13 protein-coding genes are annotated in these 17,440 nt (G+C 74.4%); 7 read left to right on the forward strand and 6 right to left on the reverse strand.

Annotated elements, in window-relative coordinates; all coding sequences use genetic code 11:
- Window positions 1-253: 253 nt before the first annotated feature.
- Window positions 254-4,177, reverse strand: coding sequence for a serine/threonine-protein kinase (locus WME83_RS03490; protein WP_437317831.1), 3,924 nt, complete (start codon window positions 4,175-4,177; stop codon window positions 254-256).
- Between the two features lie 545 nt (window positions 4,178-4,722).
- Here WME83_RS03490 and WME83_RS03495 point away from each other — a divergent pair.
- From WME83_RS03495 to WME83_RS03510, 4 genes are all read left to right on the forward strand, one after another.
- A complete protein-coding gene (locus WME83_RS03495) occupies window positions 4,723-5,247 on the forward strand; it encodes a hypothetical protein (RefSeq protein ID WP_437317832.1) in 525 nt (174 codons plus the stop codon).
- 295 nt (window positions 5,248-5,542) lie between these two features.
- Entirely contained in the window at window positions 5,543-6,676 is a 1,134-nt protein-coding gene (locus WME83_RS03500) for a hypothetical protein (protein WP_437317833.1), read from the forward strand.
- A gap of 283 nt (window positions 6,677-6,959) precedes the next feature.
- A complete protein-coding gene (locus tag WME83_RS03505; RefSeq protein WP_437321958.1) occupies window positions 6,960-8,426 on the forward strand; it encodes a PLP-dependent aminotransferase family protein in 1,467 nt (488 codons plus the stop codon).
- 258 nt (window positions 8,427-8,684) lie between these two features.
- Entirely contained in the window at window positions 8,685-9,152 is a 468-nt protein-coding gene (locus WME83_RS03510; protein WP_437317834.1) for a carboxymuconolactone decarboxylase family protein, read from the forward strand.
- Between the two features lie 99 nt (window positions 9,153-9,251).
- On the opposite strand, the gene WME83_RS03515 is transcribed toward WME83_RS03510, so the two are convergent.
- Genes WME83_RS03515 through WME83_RS03525 form a run of 3 tightly spaced genes read right to left on the reverse strand, consistent with a single transcriptional unit; the run spans window position 9,252 to window position 12,512 of the window.
- Window positions 9,252-10,814, reverse strand: a complete 1,563-nt coding sequence (locus WME83_RS03515; RefSeq protein WP_437317835.1) for an AMP-binding protein — start codon at window positions 10,812-10,814, stop codon at window positions 9,252-9,254.
- 10 nt (window positions 10,815-10,824) lie between these two features.
- The gene (locus tag WME83_RS03520) at window positions 10,825-11,094 is read right to left on the reverse strand and encodes an acyl carrier protein (RefSeq protein WP_020732644.1); all 270 of its coding nucleotides are present in this window, start codon (window positions 11,092-11,094) and stop codon (window positions 10,825-10,827) included.
- A gap of 32 nt (window positions 11,095-11,126) precedes the next feature.
- Window positions 11,127-12,512: a cystathionine beta-synthase gene (locus WME83_RS03525; protein WP_437317836.1), complete on the reverse strand. Its 1,386-nt coding sequence runs from the start codon at window positions 12,510-12,512 to the stop codon at window positions 11,127-11,129.
- A 151-nt stretch (window positions 12,513-12,663) separates the two neighbouring features.
- On the opposite strand from WME83_RS03525, the gene WME83_RS03530 reads away from it, so the two are divergent.
- Both WME83_RS03530 and WME83_RS03535 read left to right on the forward strand, forming a co-directional pair.
- A complete protein-coding gene (locus WME83_RS03530; protein WP_437317837.1) occupies window positions 12,664-13,293 on the forward strand; it encodes a hypothetical protein in 630 nt (209 codons plus the stop codon).
- A 100-nt stretch (window positions 13,294-13,393) separates the two neighbouring features.
- The gene (locus WME83_RS03535) at window positions 13,394-13,828 is read left to right on the forward strand and encodes a VOC family protein (protein WP_437317838.1); all 435 of its coding nucleotides are present in this window, start codon (window positions 13,394-13,396) and stop codon (window positions 13,826-13,828) included.
- A 54-nt stretch (window positions 13,829-13,882) separates the two neighbouring features.
- Here the strand turns inward: WME83_RS03535 and WME83_RS03540 are convergent, their stop codons facing one another.
- The gene (locus WME83_RS03540; protein ID WP_437317839.1) at window positions 13,883-15,415 is read right to left on the reverse strand and encodes a phytoene desaturase family protein; all 1,533 of its coding nucleotides are present in this window, start codon (window positions 15,413-15,415) and stop codon (window positions 13,883-13,885) included.
- Between the two features lie 140 nt (window positions 15,416-15,555).
- Between WME83_RS03540 and WME83_RS03545 the strand changes: the two genes are divergently transcribed.
- Window positions 15,556-16,920, forward strand: coding sequence for a sigma 54-interacting transcriptional regulator (locus tag WME83_RS03545; protein WP_437317840.1), 1,365 nt, complete (start codon window positions 15,556-15,558; stop codon window positions 16,918-16,920).
- Window positions 16,921-17,017: 97 nt separating this feature from the next.
- Here the strand turns inward: WME83_RS03545 and WME83_RS03550 are convergent, their stop codons facing one another.
- Entirely contained in the window at window positions 17,018-17,317 is a 300-nt protein-coding gene (locus WME83_RS03550; RefSeq protein ID WP_437317841.1) for a CsbD family protein, read from the reverse strand.
- Window positions 17,318-17,440: the final 123 nt, after the last annotated feature.

The following is a 17,440-nucleotide window of genomic DNA, read 5'->3' on the forward strand; positions in this document are numbered from 1 at the left end:
CTCCAGACATAGGAGATGACCGGGACCGAGAGACGACACGTCTCCATAGGCCGACGTCCGGGCGAGAAGCCATGGAGGAGACGGTAGGCCGCCCGGGAGGGAGCCGGGCGCGCGGCGCGGGGGATGGACGGATTTTGAGCCTGGGACATCATCGCTCCGGCGCGATGTGCCGGAGCGATGATGTCCCAGGCGAGCTCGGCGGGGCCCCCGCGCCGCGCGCCCGGCTCCCTCCCGGGCGGCCGGGCATCCTCGACTATCGCTCTCGCAGCCGCGCCACCCGGTCCCGCCAGTACTGCAGATCGAGCGCCGAGAAGAGCGCGACCGCGCGCGCGATCTGCCGCTCGCGCCGCGGATCCCCGCGCTCGAGGTGCCGCGCGAGCTCGAACCGCGCGCGCGCCTCGTCGACGGGCAGGCCGCGCCGCAGCGCCTCGCCGATCGCCGCGACCCAGAGCCGCCGCGCGCGCGCGCGGCCGCCCGCGAGCCACGCGGCGAGCCCCCGCAGGCGGAGCGAGGTCGAGCGCCCGAGCGGGAAGACGCGCGCGTACCGGCCGAGCGCGCGGCACGCCTCCGCCGAGAGCCGCCCGAGCTCCCGCCGCTCCGACGGGGCGCGGGCCTCCTCGAGCAGCGCGAGCAGCACCTCGCACGTCGCCGCGTAGCCGTACAGGCAGTGGTAGCCGGCCGGCTGCCCGTCGCGGATCATCGGGAGCGTCCGCTCGGCGGCCGCGCGCGCGTCGTCGCGCGCGCCGCGGAGCAGGTGCCCCAGCGCGACCTGCCCGTGCGTGATCTGCTGCGTGCGGTCGCCGATCCGATGCACCTCGGCCGACAGCGCGTCGAAGATGGCCGTCGCGCCCTCGCCGTCGCCGAGCAGCAGCCGGCACTGCGCGCGGCCGCTCTCCGCCCAGAGGTGCCCCTGCGCGTTGTCGCTCGCGCGCGCCGCGTCCGCGAGCGCCCCGTACCGGTCGAGCGCCTCCGCCCAGCGGCCCTCGGTGTGCGCCACCCCGGCGAGCAGCGCGAGGCACTCCTCCTTGCGGCGGCGGTCCTGCAGCGCCTCCGCGAGCCGCTCCGCCTCGGCCAGCAGCGCCCGCGCGTCCCGGCACCGGCCCTCGCCGAGCGCCGTCAGCCCGCGCAGGAGCGACACCGACGCGACGCCCCGCGGATCGTCGAGCGCCGCGGCGGCCTCGGCCGCGCGCGCGGCGTAGGCGTCCGCCACCGCCTTCCACGGGACATACCCGAACGCGACGCTCAGGGTCGCGTAGCCGCGCGCGAGCGCGAGCGACGGCCCGAGCCGCGCCGCGGCGTTCGTCGCCGCCAGCGCGGCCAGGAAGGCGAGCGCCGGCTCGTTGCGGAACAGGTACGTCTCCGACAGCTTCTCCGCCGCGAGCGACGCCTCCGTGAAGCGCTCGCGCTCGGCCGCGTCGCTCGCGACCGGGATCGGCAGGCCCGCGACGTGCGCGAGCTGCAGGCCGAGCTGCTTCATCGAGGCCGCCGCGGCGCGGAGCCGCCCCCCGAGCGGCGCGCCGCCGCGCTTCCCACGCGGCGCGCCGCCCCGCTCCCCACGCGGCGCGCCGCCGCGCGAGGCGCGCAGCCACCCCGCGCCGCCCTGCGAGAGCAGCTCCACCGCCGCCGCGCAGTGCCGCTCCGCGCCGATCAGGTCGCCCATGTTGTAGTGCGCCTGGCCGAGCCGCCGCTCCCAGCGCGCGCGCCGCAGCGGCGACGCGCGCTCCTCCGGCGACAGCGCGCCGTCCAGATCGAGCGCCCTCCGGTAGAAGTCGACGGCGTCGCCGGACGCGCCGGTCGCGAGCGCCTGGGCGCCCGCCTTGTCGAGGTACTCGAGCGTCTTCTGGACGACGCCCGCGGTCGCGTAGTGGTGGGCGAGGAGCGGGTACGACAGCGCGAGGTCCGGCGCGTCGCGGTGCCGCTGCTCGATCGCGCGCGCCGCCGCGCCGTGCAGGGCCCGCCGCCCCGGCTCGGGGATGCCGGCGTAGACGACCTCGCGCAGCTTGTCGTGCACGAAGCGGAGCTGCCCCGGCTCGGCCTCCTCGAGCACGTGGCGGCCGGCGAGCTCCGCGAGCGCGTCCATCGCCTCGACGTCGGCGAGGCCGGCGGCGCCGAGGAGCAGGCGCTCCTCGAGCTCGCGGCCGAGCACCGAGGCGAGCCGCGCGAGCGCGAGCGCCCCCGGGCTCAGGCCCGACAGCCGGCGCGCCACGAGCTCGCGCAGCGAGCCCGGCAGCGGCAGCGACGGGGGCGGCTGGCTCGCGCGCGCCGCGCGCGCGAGCGCCTGCGCGGCGGCGCCCTCGGCGCTCGCGCGGATGCGCCACACGTAGGCCTCGTCCCGGTAGATCATCCGCTCCTGGATCGCGGCCCGGAGGTACTCGGCGATGAAGAACGGGTTCCCCTCCGACTGCTCGAAGAGGTAGCGCACGAGCGCCTCGGGCGGCTCGTCCAGGGCGAGCATGTCGCGCACCATCCGCCCGACCGACGCGCGATCGAGACGCCCGAGCTCGATCCGCGACGCCCAGGGCGCGCCGAGCAGCGGGGCGAGCGCGGGCGCCGCCTCGTCGGTCCGGTAGGCGCCGAGCAGGACCACGGGGTGGGCCGCGAAGTAGGCGGCGTCGAGGTGCTCGAGGACGTCGCGCGAGCTCTCGTCGGCCCACTGGAGGTCGTCGAGCACGAGCAGGGCGGGCCTCGTCGCCGCGAACGCGGCGAGCGTGTCGGCGAGCGCGGTCCGCAGCCGGTAGCGGGCCGCGTCCGGCGAGAGCTCGGGCGGCTCCGGGTAGCGCTCGTGGCCGCGGAGCTGGGCGAGCGACGGCTCGTACGGCGCGAGGACCCGGCCGCGCGGGCCGAGCAGCGCGTCGTAGCCGCCGGGCCCGAGCTCGTTGCACCGGTCGGCCACCGCGAGCAGGAGGGGGCGGAACGGGTGCAGCGGCGCGGCCCTGACGGCGCCGTCGCGCTCGCCCTCGGCGGACACGGCCGCGCACGCGCCCGTGACCACGGCCATGTGGACGAGCGCCGCCTGGTGCACCGCCTCGACCGCGAGGCGCGTCTTGCCGACGCCGCTCTCGCCGCCGACGAGGACGAGGCTGCCCTGGCGGCGCTCGTTCGCGCGCTCGATCGCGCCGTTGATCTGCCGGAGCGCCTCCCCGCGCCCGGCGAGGCGCGGCCGGTACAGGTACGGCTGCGCCGGCGGCGCGGGCGCCTCGTCGCGCGGCGGCGCGTCGTCGGCGCCGAGCGCGGCGAGCGCGTTCGCGACGTCGTCGGCGTAGCCCAGCCGGTCCTCGGGGCGCTTCTTGAGGAGCCGCGCGATGAGGGCGTCGAGCTCGGGGGGCACGTCGGCGACGAGCTCGGAGGCCGGGAGCGGCTCGGCGTAGAGGTGCATGGACAGCACGACCGCGCTCGAGTCGCCGAGGAACGGGACCGCCCCCGTGACGGCCTCGTAGAGCATGCAGCCGAGCGCGTAGAGGTCCGCGCGCGCGTCGACGAGGTCGCCGCGGATCTGCTCGGGGGACATGTAGTCCGGGCTGCCCATGAGCCGGCCGCCGGCCTGGAGCTCGTCGCGCCCCTTGTGGCCCTCGAACCGGAAGGCGAGGCCGAAGTCGAAGAGCACCGGCGCCCCGTCGTCGCGGATGAAGACGTTGTCCGGCTTGAGATCGCGGTGGACGACGCCCCGGCCGTGGACGTACGCGAGCGGCCGGCAGATGGCGCGGAGGAGCGTGAGCGCCTGGCGGAGCGCGCCGCCCGCCGCGCGGTGGAACGGGCGCGGCGCGAACGGCTGGTACGAGCGCGGGATGATCGAGTCGGGCGCGATCTCGGCCGTGGCGGTGCTCGTCTCCGCGTCGAGGATCGCGGACACGCTCACGGTCACCTCGCTGTTCGAGGGCCCGCGGGGGCGCCAGCGCTCCTGGTTGTGGTCCCGGAGCGTGCGCCCCTCGAGCAGCTCCATCGCGTACCACGGGATCCCGCCCTGGACGCCCTCATCGAGGATCCGCACGACGCCCGGGTGCTGGACGCCCCGGAGCGCGTGGATCTCGCGGCGGATGCTGGAGACGAGGCTCGCGTCGCCGACGCAGACGGTCTTCAGCGCCGCGAGCGCGCCGGTCCCGCTGTGCTGGGCGCGGTAGACGACCCCCATGCCGCCCCGGCCGAGCTGCGCGAGCACCCGCCACGGCCCGATGGACACGGGGAGATCCGGAGCGTGCCTGGCCTGGCCCGAGCTTGGCGTCGTGATCATCTGGGGACCGGGGCCCCCCGGGCCTGGGCTGGGATTCGCTCCAGGTGGTAGGCCAAAGGCGGTCTCCCCACATCGCCGCTGGGACTGAGTACATCCACCCGAGGGGCTGCGATGATGTCACGAGGCGGCCGATCCTACAACAAGTCCGTGTCGAGCCCCAATCATCGCACGAGCGCCGCGCGGTGAGGTCACCGCACCGACAGGCGACTACACGCCCGCGCACGGGCGCCGGCGCCGCGAAGCACCTCCCGGCGCGGCGCTCGGCGCGGCGCTCGGCCAAGGACGTCTCGGCCCCCTCGGGACGCTCGGGTTGTCGAGAATGGTTCTCTTTTCTCGCTCGCTGGATTCCGCATCTCCGTGGTCGATGTCCTGTTTTGCGGGGCCGCCGCCCCGTCGAGCGTCTCAATCGTGCACAACTGAGAACGAGGTACATGGCTTGCTCCCGGGTGGCCCACGGTCGCGCCCGCGGCCGCACTTAGAAAGGAAGATAGCGAATGAAGCGAACGACTCATCTCGGGGCATTTCTGACCGTCCTCTCCCTCGCCGCGTGCGGCGGCGAAGGTGCAGATTCCGCCCCGACGGACGCCGCCATGAGCAGCAAGCAGCTCAAGGACCTGACGGCCGATGACGTCCAGTCCACCTGCGATTCGCTCGAGGCGAGGGTGAAGCTCACGAAGGAAGATGCCTGTGAATATATGGGGCTCCTCGCGTCCTCCGCCCTCGGGAAGCCGTGCGGCACGCTGAGGGACGAGTGCGTCTCCGCGGAGGAGCCGGCCGAGCAGGAGGGCGCCCATCCGGACTGCATGCCTCCGACCGACCAGCGCGCGGGCTGCACCGCCACCGTGGCCGAGTACGAGGTCTGCTTGATCGCCCAGACGCAGCAGGTCCGGGCGCTCACGTGCGACTCTGCCCTGAGCGCGCTGGACACCGTCCCTCCGGATTGTGACGCGGTGGCGCGCAAGTGCCCGCAGGTCATCTCGACGCAGGCGGCCGGGGGCCAGGGCGCCGAGAGCCCCTGATCGCGGCGCCGCAGAACGCGTGATCGGGAATCGGCCGACGCGCGGCCCGCTGCCTGAACGAATTGCGGGTAGGCCCGACACGGCCGCTCAGCGGCCGTGAGCCCCGTTGTCCCACCTCCGTTCTCGTGGATCTTTTGATTCCCACCGATATTCGCGCTCGTCCGCGCCTTCCGGGGCATCTCGTCGTATGATGCTCCCGACGCTGGCGTGTCCGGGGAGCTTTCGGCTCCGGCGCGCCGGCCCGAGCGAGGCCGCGGCTCACCGCCGAGGGCTCGCTCGCACCGAGGAGGATTTCATGAAGATCACCAAGCTTTCCGGAGTGTTCGCCCTGCTGCTGGTCGCCCTCGCCGCGCCCGGGTGCGGCAAGGAAGAGCAGCCGGCCGAGGCGAACGCGACGGTCGAGGTGACCGCCACCGCCGAGTCGGCGATCGGCGAAGGCGCCTACGTCGAGGAGCACGAGAGCGGCAAGGCCGCCTTCAACGTCGCCGCGGACGGGAACGTCAAGGCCGCGGTCAGCGGTCCGGACGGCAAGCCGATCCGCGAGGACGTGAGCGGCACGCTGCTGTGGAAGGACGCGTCCGGGGAGAAGACCCTGCCGCTGACGCTCGACGCGAAGACCGGGCTCCTGGTCGCCGCCGGTCCCAAGCTCGAGGCGGATCTCACGGAGATCGGCTACACGCTCAGCGTCGCGGGCAAGCCGTGGAACGGCACCCTGCACGTCCCTGCCGGCGGCACCGCCGAGCTCTACGCCAACGCCAAGGGGTCGGCGGACCTCGGGCTCCCGGAGGGGAAGCTCGGCCCGCACGGCGGGCGCATCGAGATCGTCGGCGACGACCGCCTCGAGCTCCTCGTCGACGAGGCGACCGGCGACGTCCGCGTCTACGTGCTCGACGCCGATCTGAAGCCCATCGACATCGGCGAGCGCAAGGTCACGCTCGGCGTGGTGGCCGAGGCGCCGCAGGTGGTCGTCCTCGCCCCGGTGGCGGCGACCGCGGGGGTCGCCGCGGGGGCGTACCTGACCGGCAAGCTCGCGCTCGCGGCCGATCCGCTGAAGGTGACGGTCGCCGTGCGGAACGCGGGCCGCTCGGCGGTGGCCCTGTGCGGCTACCGGGCCGGGGCGGCGTTCGCCGTTCACGCGCGCGCCCCGCGCGTGAACGTGCGCGTGAAGACCGACTGGCACGCCCACGCGCACGCGCACGCCGACCTGAAGGCGAAGGCCGATCTCGACCCGAAGGTCCACGTCCACACCGGGGCCGGCGCGAAGGCCCACGCGAAGGCGAACGTGAACGTCAAGGCGCCGAGCGTCCGCGTGACGCCGCCGAGCGTGAACGTGCAGATCAAGGCGCCCAGCATCTCGATCCCCAAGCCGAGCTTCAAGGCGTCGGCGTCGGCGCGCGCGAGCGCGGGCGCGAGGGTGGGGACGCACTGACGCGCGCCCCGGGGGGAGCGGCGCGCGGCGCAGGCCGCCCGGCGGGCGCTCCCTCCCGTTCTTCCCACCGATTTCTTCAGCGGCGTCGGAGATCGCCTCGTTGACGCGGACGACCCCGACGACGGCGAAGACGACCCCGACGAAGGCGAAGACGACCGCGACGACGGCGAAGACGACCGCGACGACGGCGAAGACGACCGCGACGAAGGCCAAGACGACCGCGACGACGGCGAAGACGACCGCGACGAAGCGGCCGCGGCGGGCCTCGCCGCCCGCCGGCGCCGTGACGGCCGTGGTGCTCGACCCGGCGTCGAGCGCGCCGCTCCACCGGCAGGTCTACGAAGCGGTGCGCGGCGCGATCCTCGCCGGGCGGCTGCGATCCGGGAGCAAGCTGCCGTCGACGCGGGCGCTCGCGGCCCACCTCGGCCTGTCGCGCAACACGGTGCTCGGCGCGTACGCGCAGCTCCTCTCGGAGGGGTACCTGCGCGGCCGGATCGGCTCCGGGACGTACGTCGCCGACGCCTTGCCGGAGCGCCTGCTGCTCGCCAGGCCGAGGCCCGAGCCGCAGCCGGCGCCCTCGCCGGGCGCCGGGGCCCTGTCGAGGCGCGGCGCCCTCGTGGCGGGCGCCGCGTCGCCGTTCCGGCGCGCGGCCGCGCCGCTCGGGCCTGCCGGCTGGGCGTTCCAGGTGGGCGTGCCCGCGTTCGACGCCTTCCCCGCCGCCGTCTGGGGCCGGCTGATGAGCCGGCGCTGGGATCGCTCGTGGCGCGCGCTCGTGCCGCGCTGCGAGCCGCAGGGGTACGCGCCGCTGCGCCGGGCGATCGCCGACTACCTCGTCACCGCGCGGGGCGTGCGGTGCACGCCGGAGCAGGTCATCGTGGTCGGCGGCGCCCAGCAGGCGATCTCGCTCGCGGCCGAGGTGCTGCTCGATCCGGGCGATCCGGTCTGGGTCGAGGATCCGGGCTACACCGCGGCGCGGAGCGCCCTCGTGGCGGCCGGGGCGACGCCGGTCCCGGTGCCGGTGGACGACGAGGGGCTCGACGTGGCGGCCGCCCTGCGGGGGCTGCCGGCGCGGCTCGCCGTGGTGACGCCGTCGCACCAGTTCCCGCTGGGCGTGACGATGAGCCTCGGGCGCCGGCTCGCGCTGCTCGACTGGGCGAGGTCGTCGGGCGGCTGGGTCTTCGAGGACGACTACGACAGCGAGTTCCGCTACGCGGGCCGGCCGCTCGCCGCCCTTCAGGGCCAGTCGCCGGGCGCGCGGGTGATCTACGCGGGCACGTTCAGCAAGGTGCTGTCGCCGTCGCTGCGGCTCGGATACCTGGTGGTGCCGGAGGGGCTTGTCGACGCGTTCGTCGCGGCCAAGGCGCTGGCCGACGTGTCGTCGCCCCCGCTGGAGCAGGCGGTCCTGGCGGACTTCATGGCCGAGGGCCATTTCGCGCGCCACGTGCGCCGCATGCGCGTGCTGTACGAGCGGCGCCAGGCCGCGCTGGTGGCGGCGGCGGAGCGGGAGCTCCGGGGGCTGCTCGAGGTGCGCGCGGCGCCCGCCGGCATGCACCTGCTCGGCTGGCTGCCGGCAGGGCGCGACGATGGCGCGGCGGCCGAGCGGGCGGCCGCGAACGGCGTGCGGTGCGTCGCGCTGTCCGAGCTCCGCGTGCGCTCGGCCGGGCGGGGGGCGCTGGTGCTCGGCTATGCGGCGGTGGGGGAGGACGAGATCGATGAGGGCGCGCGCCGGCTCAGGGCGGCTTTGCGCTAGCTCCACGCGCCAGGAGTCCGGCCAGGGAGCCGGAGGGAGAGCTCAACGCGAAGGCGCAAAGGCGCAAAGGCGTAAAGGCACCAAATATGATGCATTGGCGTCTTTGCGCGAGCCCCGGCGCTCGCCCGAGCGCTTCGCGCACGGTGGATCCCGTCGATCGTGGCGAAGTGGCCCTCGTCGCGGCGCCGCGCGCCCCTTACAGGTGGGCTGTCGCGCGCGGCGTGGCCGGCGCAGAAGGGATGCCCACGGAGGATGAGCATGCAATCACGCATCGATTACGCGAGCGTCAACCCCGAGGCCTACAGGGCGATGCTGGCGCTGAGCGCCTGTGTGAAGCGCAGCGCGCTGGAGGAGCCGCTCAAGCACCTCGTGCTCCTCCGCGCCTCGCAGATCAACGGCTGCGCGTTCTGCATCGACATGCACTGGAAGGACGCGCGGGCGGCCGGGGAGGGCGAGCAGCGGCTCTACGGGCTCAGCGCGTGGCATGAGGCCCCCTACTACACCGAGCGCGAGCGGGCGGCGCTGGCCTGGACGGAGGCGGTGACCCTCGTGGCCCAGGACCACGTGCCCGATCACGTGTACAACGAGGTGCGTCAGCGCTTCTCGGAGCGGGAGCTCACGGATCTGACCTGGCTCGTGGCGACGATCAACGCCTGGAACCGGATGGCGATCGCGTTCCGGAAAGAGCCGGGCTCGTACGAGCGCCCGGCGCGGTCGAACACCTGAAGCGGCGCGAGGCCGGGCGGCTCGCGACGCTCAGGGCCGCGAGCGCGGCGCGCCACGAGGCCTGCGCGAGCATGCCAGTCCCCGGAGCGCCGCGCGCGCTCAACCGGGCAGCGCGCGATAGTCGATCTTCCCCGTCGGTGTCCTCGGCAGCTCGTCCAGCGTCACGATCGTCTCCGGGACCATGTACGGAGGCAGCCGCTCCGCGAGGTGCATCCGGAGCGCGCGGTCGTCCGCGTCGCCCGCGAGGGCGACGAAGCCGCGGAGCGTCTTGCCGAACCGCGCGTCCTCGACGGCGATCACGGCGGCCTGCCGCACGGCGGGGTGCGCCGCGAGCGCGGCCTCGACCTCGCCCGGCTCGACCCGGTAGCCCCGGATCTTCACCATCCGGTCGATGCGGCCGCGGAAGTAGAAGAGCCCGTCGGCCTTGCGCTCCACCCGGTCGCGCGTCCGGTACGGGCCGCCGCCCACGGTCGTCGGCCCCGAGACCACGAGCTCGCCCGTGCCTGGGCCCTCGATGGCGCGGCCGCCCTCATCGTCGGCGTCCAGCGCCAGCAAGGCGCAAGCCGCGTAGGGGCACGCGACGCCGATCGGGACCTCGCTCACCCCGTCCAGCGCCGCGCGGTCGACGCGGTGGAACGTGCAGACGTTCGTCTCGGTCGGGCCGTACAGGTTGTAGAGCGCCGCGCCGGGGGCGCGCGCCGCGAGCGCCGCGAGCTCGCGCGGCGGGAACACCTCGCCGGCGAAGAGGATGGCGCGCACCGGCGGCGAGAGCGCACCGGCCGGCGCGCCCGGGCCCGCCGCGGGGAGCGCCGCGACGAGCTTCATGAACATCGACGGCACGCCGTAGATGACCGTCGGCGCGAGCGCGGCGACCGCGTCGCGCAGCGCGCGGCCCGAGGCGAGATCGCGCCGCGCCATGGTCGCGAGCGTCGCGCCGGCGCGGAGCGTCGCGAGGTGGTCGAACCACGCGAGATCGAAGACCAGCTCGGCCACCCGGAGCACCCGATCCGCCGGCGCGAGGCCGACGAGATCGATGCAGAAGGCGGTGAACGCGTCGAGCCCGGCCCACGTGATGGGCACCGGCTTCGGCTCGCCCGTGCTGCCGGAGGTGTGCAGGATGCACGCGAGCTCCTGCGCCTCGGCGCCGCCTTCGCCGCCCGCGCCTCCGGCGCCGCCTTCGCCCGCGCCTCGGGCGCCGTCCTCGCCGCCCGCGCCATCGTCGCCACCCGCACGGGTGGGCGCCGCCCCGCGCAGCACCCGGCCCTCGGCGTCGAGCTCCACGCGCGCGAGGCCGCCGCCGAGCGCGGCGTCGATCCCGTCCGCGAGGCCCCCGGCCGCGGCGTCGAGCACGAGCGCCCGGCACCCCCGGGCCCGCGCGATCCGCCCGAGCCGCGCGGGCGGCGCGGTCGCGTCGAGCGGGACCGCCACCGCGCCGGCCGTGAGCACCCCGACGAGCGCCACCGGCTCGTCGTGCGCGCGGCCCGAGGAGAGCAGCGCCACCCGGTCGCCCGGGCGCACGCCCGCCCCGGCGAGCGCCGCGCCGACGGCCGCCGCGCGCGCCGCGAGCTCGGCGTAGGTCACCGCGGCGGCGCGCGACGCGAGCGCCACGGCGCCGCCGCGCGCCGAGAGGTCCTCGGCGCGCAGCCGGTAGGGGACGGCCACCGCGGCCCCGCTAGCCCCGCGCGGCCGCGATGCGGCCGGCGACGAAGCGCGCCATGCGGTCCACGGTCGACACCGCGTCGAGGTCCACCTCCTCGTCCGGGATCTTCACGCCGAAGCGCTGCTCGATGAACACGAGCACCCGCGTCAGCGACATGGAGTCGAACCCGGACCCGCCCTCGAAGAGATCCTCGTCCAGGGCGAGCGGCGCCTTGCGCAGCAGGATCTCGTTCACGATATGGTCGTGCAGCGCGCGCCGCACCGTCTCGAGGTCGTGTGTCACCGCGGTGTCCCTTTCCTGTCCTGTAAAGCCGCTCAGCCGAGCGCCGGCGTCGCCTTGCGGGCAAGATAATCGATGAGGTCGATCTTGGACACGACGCCGAGCACCGTCTCCTCGTCGACGACGAGCGCGATCTTCGCGTCGCTCAGGACGCCCTTCAGGAGCTCGACCTTCGTCGCCGGCGTCACGGTCGCATAGTCGCTCTCGACGAGCCCGCCGATGCTCGAGTCGAGCGTGCCGCTCCCCTCCACGAGGTGCCGCAAGAGGTCGATCTCGTGGACCATCCCGCGCAGCTTGCCGCCCTCGGTGACCGGGAGCTGGCTTATCCCGTGCGACTTCATCATGTCGATGACCTCGCGGACCCGCGCGTTCGCGTCGGCGGTGACCACCGCGCCGCTCGGCTTGACGGCGAGCAGATCGCGCACCGTCCCGAGGCCCTTGTCCTCCTCGAGGAAGCCGTTCTCGCGCATCCAGTCGTCGTTGAAGATCTTCGAGATGTACTTGGACGCGCCGTCGGGCAAGAGGACGAGGATGTTCTCCTTCTTGCCGCTCTGCCGCGCATACTTGATCGCGCCGGCGACCGCCGCGCCCGCGGAGCCGCCCACGAAGAGGCCCTCGAGCCGCACGAGATCCCGGGTCATGAGGAAGCATTCCTTGTCGTCGACCCGGATGATCTCGTCGATGATCTTGAGGTTCATCGTGCTCGGGAAGAAATCCTCGCCGATCCCCTCGACCTTGTAGGCGAAAGGCTTCGTGATCCGCTGGGTCTTCACGTAATCGTAATAGAGCGAGCCGACCGGATCGACGCCGACCATCTTGATGTCCGGTCTCCGCTGCTTGAGGAACTTGCCGACGCCGCTGATGGTGCCGCCCGTCCCCATGCCGGCGACGAAGACGTCGAGCTCGTCCCCGCACTGCTCCCAGATCTCTGGGCCGGTGGAGCCGACGTGGGCGTCGGGGTTCGACGGGTTGTGGTACTGGTTCGCGTAAAAGCAGTTCGGCGTCTCGTCGGCGATGCGCTTCGCGACCTGGTAATAGCTGCGCGGGTCGTCGGGCTCGACGGCGGTGGGACAGACCACGACGCGGGCGCCGTAGGCGCGCAGGGTCGCGATCTTCTCCTGCGACATCTTGTCGGGCATGACGAAGACGCACTTGTATCCGCGGATGGCGGCGACCATGGCGAGGGCGGCGCCCGTGTTGCCGCTGGTCGCCTCGACGATCGTCCCGCCCGGCTTGAGCCCGCTCGCCTCGGCGTCGCGGATCATGTTCAGCGCGACCCGATCCTTGTGGCTGCCGCCCGGGTTCAGGTACTCGCACTTGACGTAGATGTCGCTCTCTAGCCCCTCGGTGACCCGGTTCAGCTTGACGATCGGCGTGTGGCCGACGGCCCTCGTGATATCGCTGAGCGCGCCTCGCATCATGGGGAGACCTCTTACCCGCCGCGCGCCGCAGCGACAAGGGGAGCAAGCGGCCGCGGCGGGCCGCGCACCATCGCCTCGCGCGCCGGCGCAGGGCGGCGGCGCACAAGCGTTTTCGCGGTCGTCGGGCGGTCGATGAGATAGGGTCTTATCCATGATCTCCCGCCGCGTCGTGCTCGCCGCAGCCGGTCTATCCTTCGCGGGCGCGCTCGCCCCGGGCCTGGCCCGCGCCGCGGGCCGCGCGCCCGCGCCCCTCCCGGCGTTCCCCCTGTCGATCGCCGTGGCGGAGGAGGCGGCGGGGACGCCGGTGCGCGACGACGCGTGGATCGACGCGCAGATCGCCGAGGCGGTCCGGTTGTTCGAGCCCGCCGGCGTGGCGCTGCGCAAGGTCGGCTCGCGCGCGCTCGCCCCGCGCTTTTCGCGGCTCGAGACGCGCGCCGACCGGGACGCGCTCGCCGCGGCCATCGAGCCGCGCCGGATCAACGTGATGGTGGTCGCGTCGCTGCGCGACGTCGACGATCCCCGGCGCTTCCGGATGGGCGTGCACTGGCGGAACCGGGCGACGCCGGAGCGCCGCTGCGTCATCGTCGCGGCGAACGCGCGGCCCACCGTGCTCGCCCACGAGCTCGGGCACTTCTTCGGGCTCGGGCACAGCGGCGTCGACGACAACGTGATGAGCTACACGCGCACCGGGGCGCCCGTCTCCTTCGACCCAGCGCAGATCGAGAAGATCCGGTCCGCCGCGCGCGGGTACGCGGCGAGCAAGGCGTTCGAGCCCGCCTAGGGCGAGAGCCCCTCCTCGAGCGATCGAGGAGCGGTGTCTGCTGCTGCCGTGCCCGTTCGTCTGTATAGTCTATCTGGAGAGAAAAGCAGGAGAGTTTACAATGAAGCCGCTGATGACCCACGTTGCGCTCCACGTGAGCGATCTCGACGCGACGATCGCCTTTTATCGCGATTTCTGCGGGCTCAGGGTGGTTCACGAGCGCAACGACGCCGGCACGCGCGTCGCCTGGCTCGCCGAGGAGGGGAAGGAGCGGGCGTTCGTCCTGGTGATGATCGAGGGCGGCCGTCGCGCGCCGCAGGCGCCGGAGGACATGAGCCATTTCGGGTTCGCGCTCGAGAGCCGCGAGGCCGTGGACGAGATCGCGCGCCGCGGCCGGGAGCACCTCGTCTGGCCGCCCAAGGAGCTGCCCTATCCGGTGGCGTATTTCTGCGCGCTCAAGGACCCGGACGGCAATTACATCGAGTTCTCGTACGGCCAGCCGCTCGGGCCCGGCGCCGAGGCGCGCGACGCGGAGCTCTTGGCGGCCTCGGGCTGAGCGAGCCAGGGCTCGATCCCGCGCGCACCGGGGCCCTCGTGCGCCCGGCGCCGCTCAGCCCCCGCCCGCGCGCCCGAGGCGGCGCGCGACGCTCTCCGCGGTGCGCGCGCCGCCGATCGCCGCCGCCAGGGTGCTCTGCCCGGGAAAGACCGAGTCGCCCACCATCCAGAGCCCGTCCTGCACCGGGCGCGGCCACACCGACAGGTAATGCCCGAGCCCCGCGCGCCGCGGCACGCCGCCGACGGCGCCGCCCGCGCGCCCGGTGAAGCGCGCGAACGTCCGCGGCGACGCCGTCAGCGCGTGCACGACGTTCGCGCTCCACTCGGGCGCGAGCGCCGCGAGCCCCTCGCGCATCCGCGCCTGGATCGCGCCGATGTACTCGCCCTGCTGCCCGGGCGGGAGCGCGCGGAGCTTCGCGAGCGGGACGTGCGTCGACGCCGTGATCGTGCGGTGCCCCGGCGGCGCGCGGCCCTCGTCGGCGGCGCCGCTCACGGACACGAACAGGTGGTTGCCCTCGACGAACGGCGCGCCCGGGTCCTGCACCAGCTCCAGGTGGTGCGCCGCGGGCGAGGCGCCCTCGGGCGCGCGCGCCACGAGGTAGAGCATCGCCGCGCCCCAGCCGCCCTCTTCGACGCCGCGCGCGAGCCGATCGAGCCGCGGCAGCGCGCCCGGGGCGGCGCCGAGCAGCGCGCGGACGTCCTGCGGGAGCAGGTTCGCGATGACGTGGCGCGCGCGGATCTCGCCCGAGCGCGTCCCGGCGCGGAACCCCTCGGGGCCCGGCTCGAGCGAGCGCACCCGGGTCGCCATGCGCACCTCGCCGCCGAGCCGCTCGACCGCCCGGACGAGCGCCCACGCGAGCGCGCCGATGCCGCCGCGGACATGGCCCGTGCCGCGAAAGTAGTAGTCCATCGTCGCCATCGCGAACGGCGCCTCGGCCTCGGCGACCCCGCACTGCACCGTGATCTGGCAGAGCCCGTCGAGGTAGTGCCGGAGCGGGGCGAAGCCCGCCACGCCGAACCGCGCGAGCACGCCCTCGAGCGGCCGGCCGAGCACCGGCAGCAGCGCGGCGTAGCGCGGGGCGCTGGCCGCGTGGCGCACGAGCGCGCCCGCGCCGAGCGGCGGCAGCAGGGCGGGGTCGTCGAAGAGCGCCCAGAGCGTGTCGGCGATGCGCGCCTGGTAGGCGAAGAAGGCGCGGACGCCGGCCGCCGGGGCGCCCGGCAGGCCCGCGAGCGCGGAGACGAGCGCCTCGCGGTCGCGGCCGATCGGGAGGCGGAGCGAGGGCGTCCGCAGCTCGACGAGCGGGTCGATCCAGTCGACCGCGACGTCGAGGCCGTGGCGCGCGATCCACCGGCCGAAGAGCTGCTCCGGGGCGAGCCCGGAGAACAGCGTCGCCCCCGCCTCGAAGCGGTAGCCGCCGCGCTCGAAGGTGCTGGCGCAGCCGCCGGGGTACCGGAGCGCCTCGCACAGGACCACCTTCACCCCCCGCTCGGCGAGCGAGAGCGCCGCCCCGAGGCCGCCGAAGCCGGCGCCGACGACGAGGACGTCCGCGCTCGCGCCGCCCGGCGCGCCTGGGCTGGCCGGGCTCACGCCGCACCTGTGTGGGGCGCCGCGCAACGGGGGCGAGGCGGAGGGAACATGGAGGGGCGATTGGAGGGGCGATAGGGGAGATAGGCGAGAGAGCCGGCCAGCCCCGGCCATGCGCGGCACCGTCGTGGTAGGCTGGCGCGATGGGCTCCGAGCCGAAGGTTCAACCGAGCGCCGAGACGGCGCTCCTCAAGGTCCGCTCCAAAGAGATCGCGTTCAGCCGCTTCCGCGTGCAGGTGACGAACGGCCCCGACGCCGGGTCGTCCCAGGTGTCGGACGCCACGGAGTTCGTGATCGGCACGGCGCCCGGCAATCAGCTCATCCTGAGCGACCGGGCGGTATCGCGGCACCATTGCGTGATCACCGTCACCCCGCGGGGCTTCTTGCTCCGCGATCTCGGCAGCAAGAACGGCACGACCCTCTCCGGCTTCCGCGTCGAGGCGGCCTACCTCCAGCCGGGCGCCACGCTCGGCCTCGGGCAGTCGACGCTCCGCTTCGAGCCGCTCGCTGAGGAGATCCGCGAGCCGCTCGGCGACGAGGACCGGTACGGCCGGGTGCTCGGGCAGAGCACCGCGATGCGCCGCATCTTCGCGGCGCTGCCGCGGATCGCCGCGTCGGACTCGACGGTGCTCATCGAGGGCGAGACGGGCACGGGCAAGGGCCTGCTCGCCGAGGCGATCCACGAGAACAGCCCGCGCGCGGGCGGGCCGTTCGTCGTGATCGACTGCGGCTCCATCCCGCCGACCCTGATCGAGGCGGAGCTCTTCGGCCACGCGAAGGGCGCGTTCACGGGCGCGCAGGCGGCGCGCGCCGGCGCCTTCGAGGCGGCGCGGGGCGGCACCGTGCTGCTCGACGAGATGGGCGAGCTCCCGCTCGACATGCAGCCGAAGCTCCTGCGCGTGCTCGAGGAGCGGCAGATCCGGCGCATCGGCACGATCGAGCCGACCAAGCTCGACATCCGGGTCATCGCGACGACGAACCGCGATCTCCGCCAGGAGGTGAACCGCGGGAATTTCCGGTCGGATCTCTATTACCGGCTGAACATCGTCCGCCTGCGCGTCCCGGCGCTGCGCGAGCGCCCCGACGACATCGCGCTGCTCACGGCGCACTTCTACCGGCAGCTCGCGCAGGGGCCGGACCAGAGCCCGCCGGGCGAGCTGCTGGAGGCGTTCATGCGCCAGGACTGGCCCGGCAACGTCCGCGAGCTGCGCGGCGCGGTGGAGCGCGCGGTGCTGATGATCGATCCGGCGCTGTTCCGCGAGGCGGTGATGGCGGGGGAGAAGGAAGGCGGCGCCCCGGCGGTGGAGGCGCTCCGGGACGACGATCTCAGCCTGTCGTTCCGCGAGGCGAAGGAGCGCGCCGTGGCGCGCTGGGAGCGGACGTACCTCACGGCCCTGGTGCGCGCGAACGGCGGCAACCTCTCGCGCGCCGCGCGCGCGGCGCGCATGGACCGGAGCCACCTGCGCGAGCTCCTCCAGCGGCACGGCGTCTCGGCGACCGAGGTGTGACGGCGCGAGGCCGCGCGGGAGCCCGGCCGCGGTGGGCCGGGCTCCTGCCGAGCGGGCGCCGGCGCGCCCGCTCGTGCGGGCGGGCAGGGCGCGCACCCTACTGATTGGCCTTCTGCCGGTTCTCTCCCCGGAGCTCCTTGGCCTTTCCCTCGGCCGCCATCTGCTCGTTGTCGACGAGCTTCCCGATCCGGTTCTTGATGGCGCCGGCGGCCTCCTCGAGCGCGCCCCGCGCGCGCTCATCCGCCTTCGCGTCCTCTTGCTGGACCCTTCCTTTGAGCTCCTTGGCGCGGCCCTCCGCTTCCATCTGCTCGTCGCCGAGCAGCTTGCCGAGGCCCTTCTTGAGCTTGCCGCCCATCTCCTCGGCAGCCCCTTCGTTGCGATCGCTCTCGTTGCTCATCGTACCCTCCTCATGGTGAACGCCCGCAGAGCATCTCTGCGGTGCGCTACTGCCCTCTGGAGGTAGCAACCGCTGCGCCACCGCCGCGCGCGGCGCGTTGTCGAGGTCGCGGCGGCGAATGAG

This window comes from Sorangium sp. So ce385, assembly GCF_051474135.1.
Classification (GTDB): domain Bacteria; phylum Myxococcota_A; class Polyangia; order Polyangiales; family Polyangiaceae; genus Sorangium; species Sorangium cellulosum_D.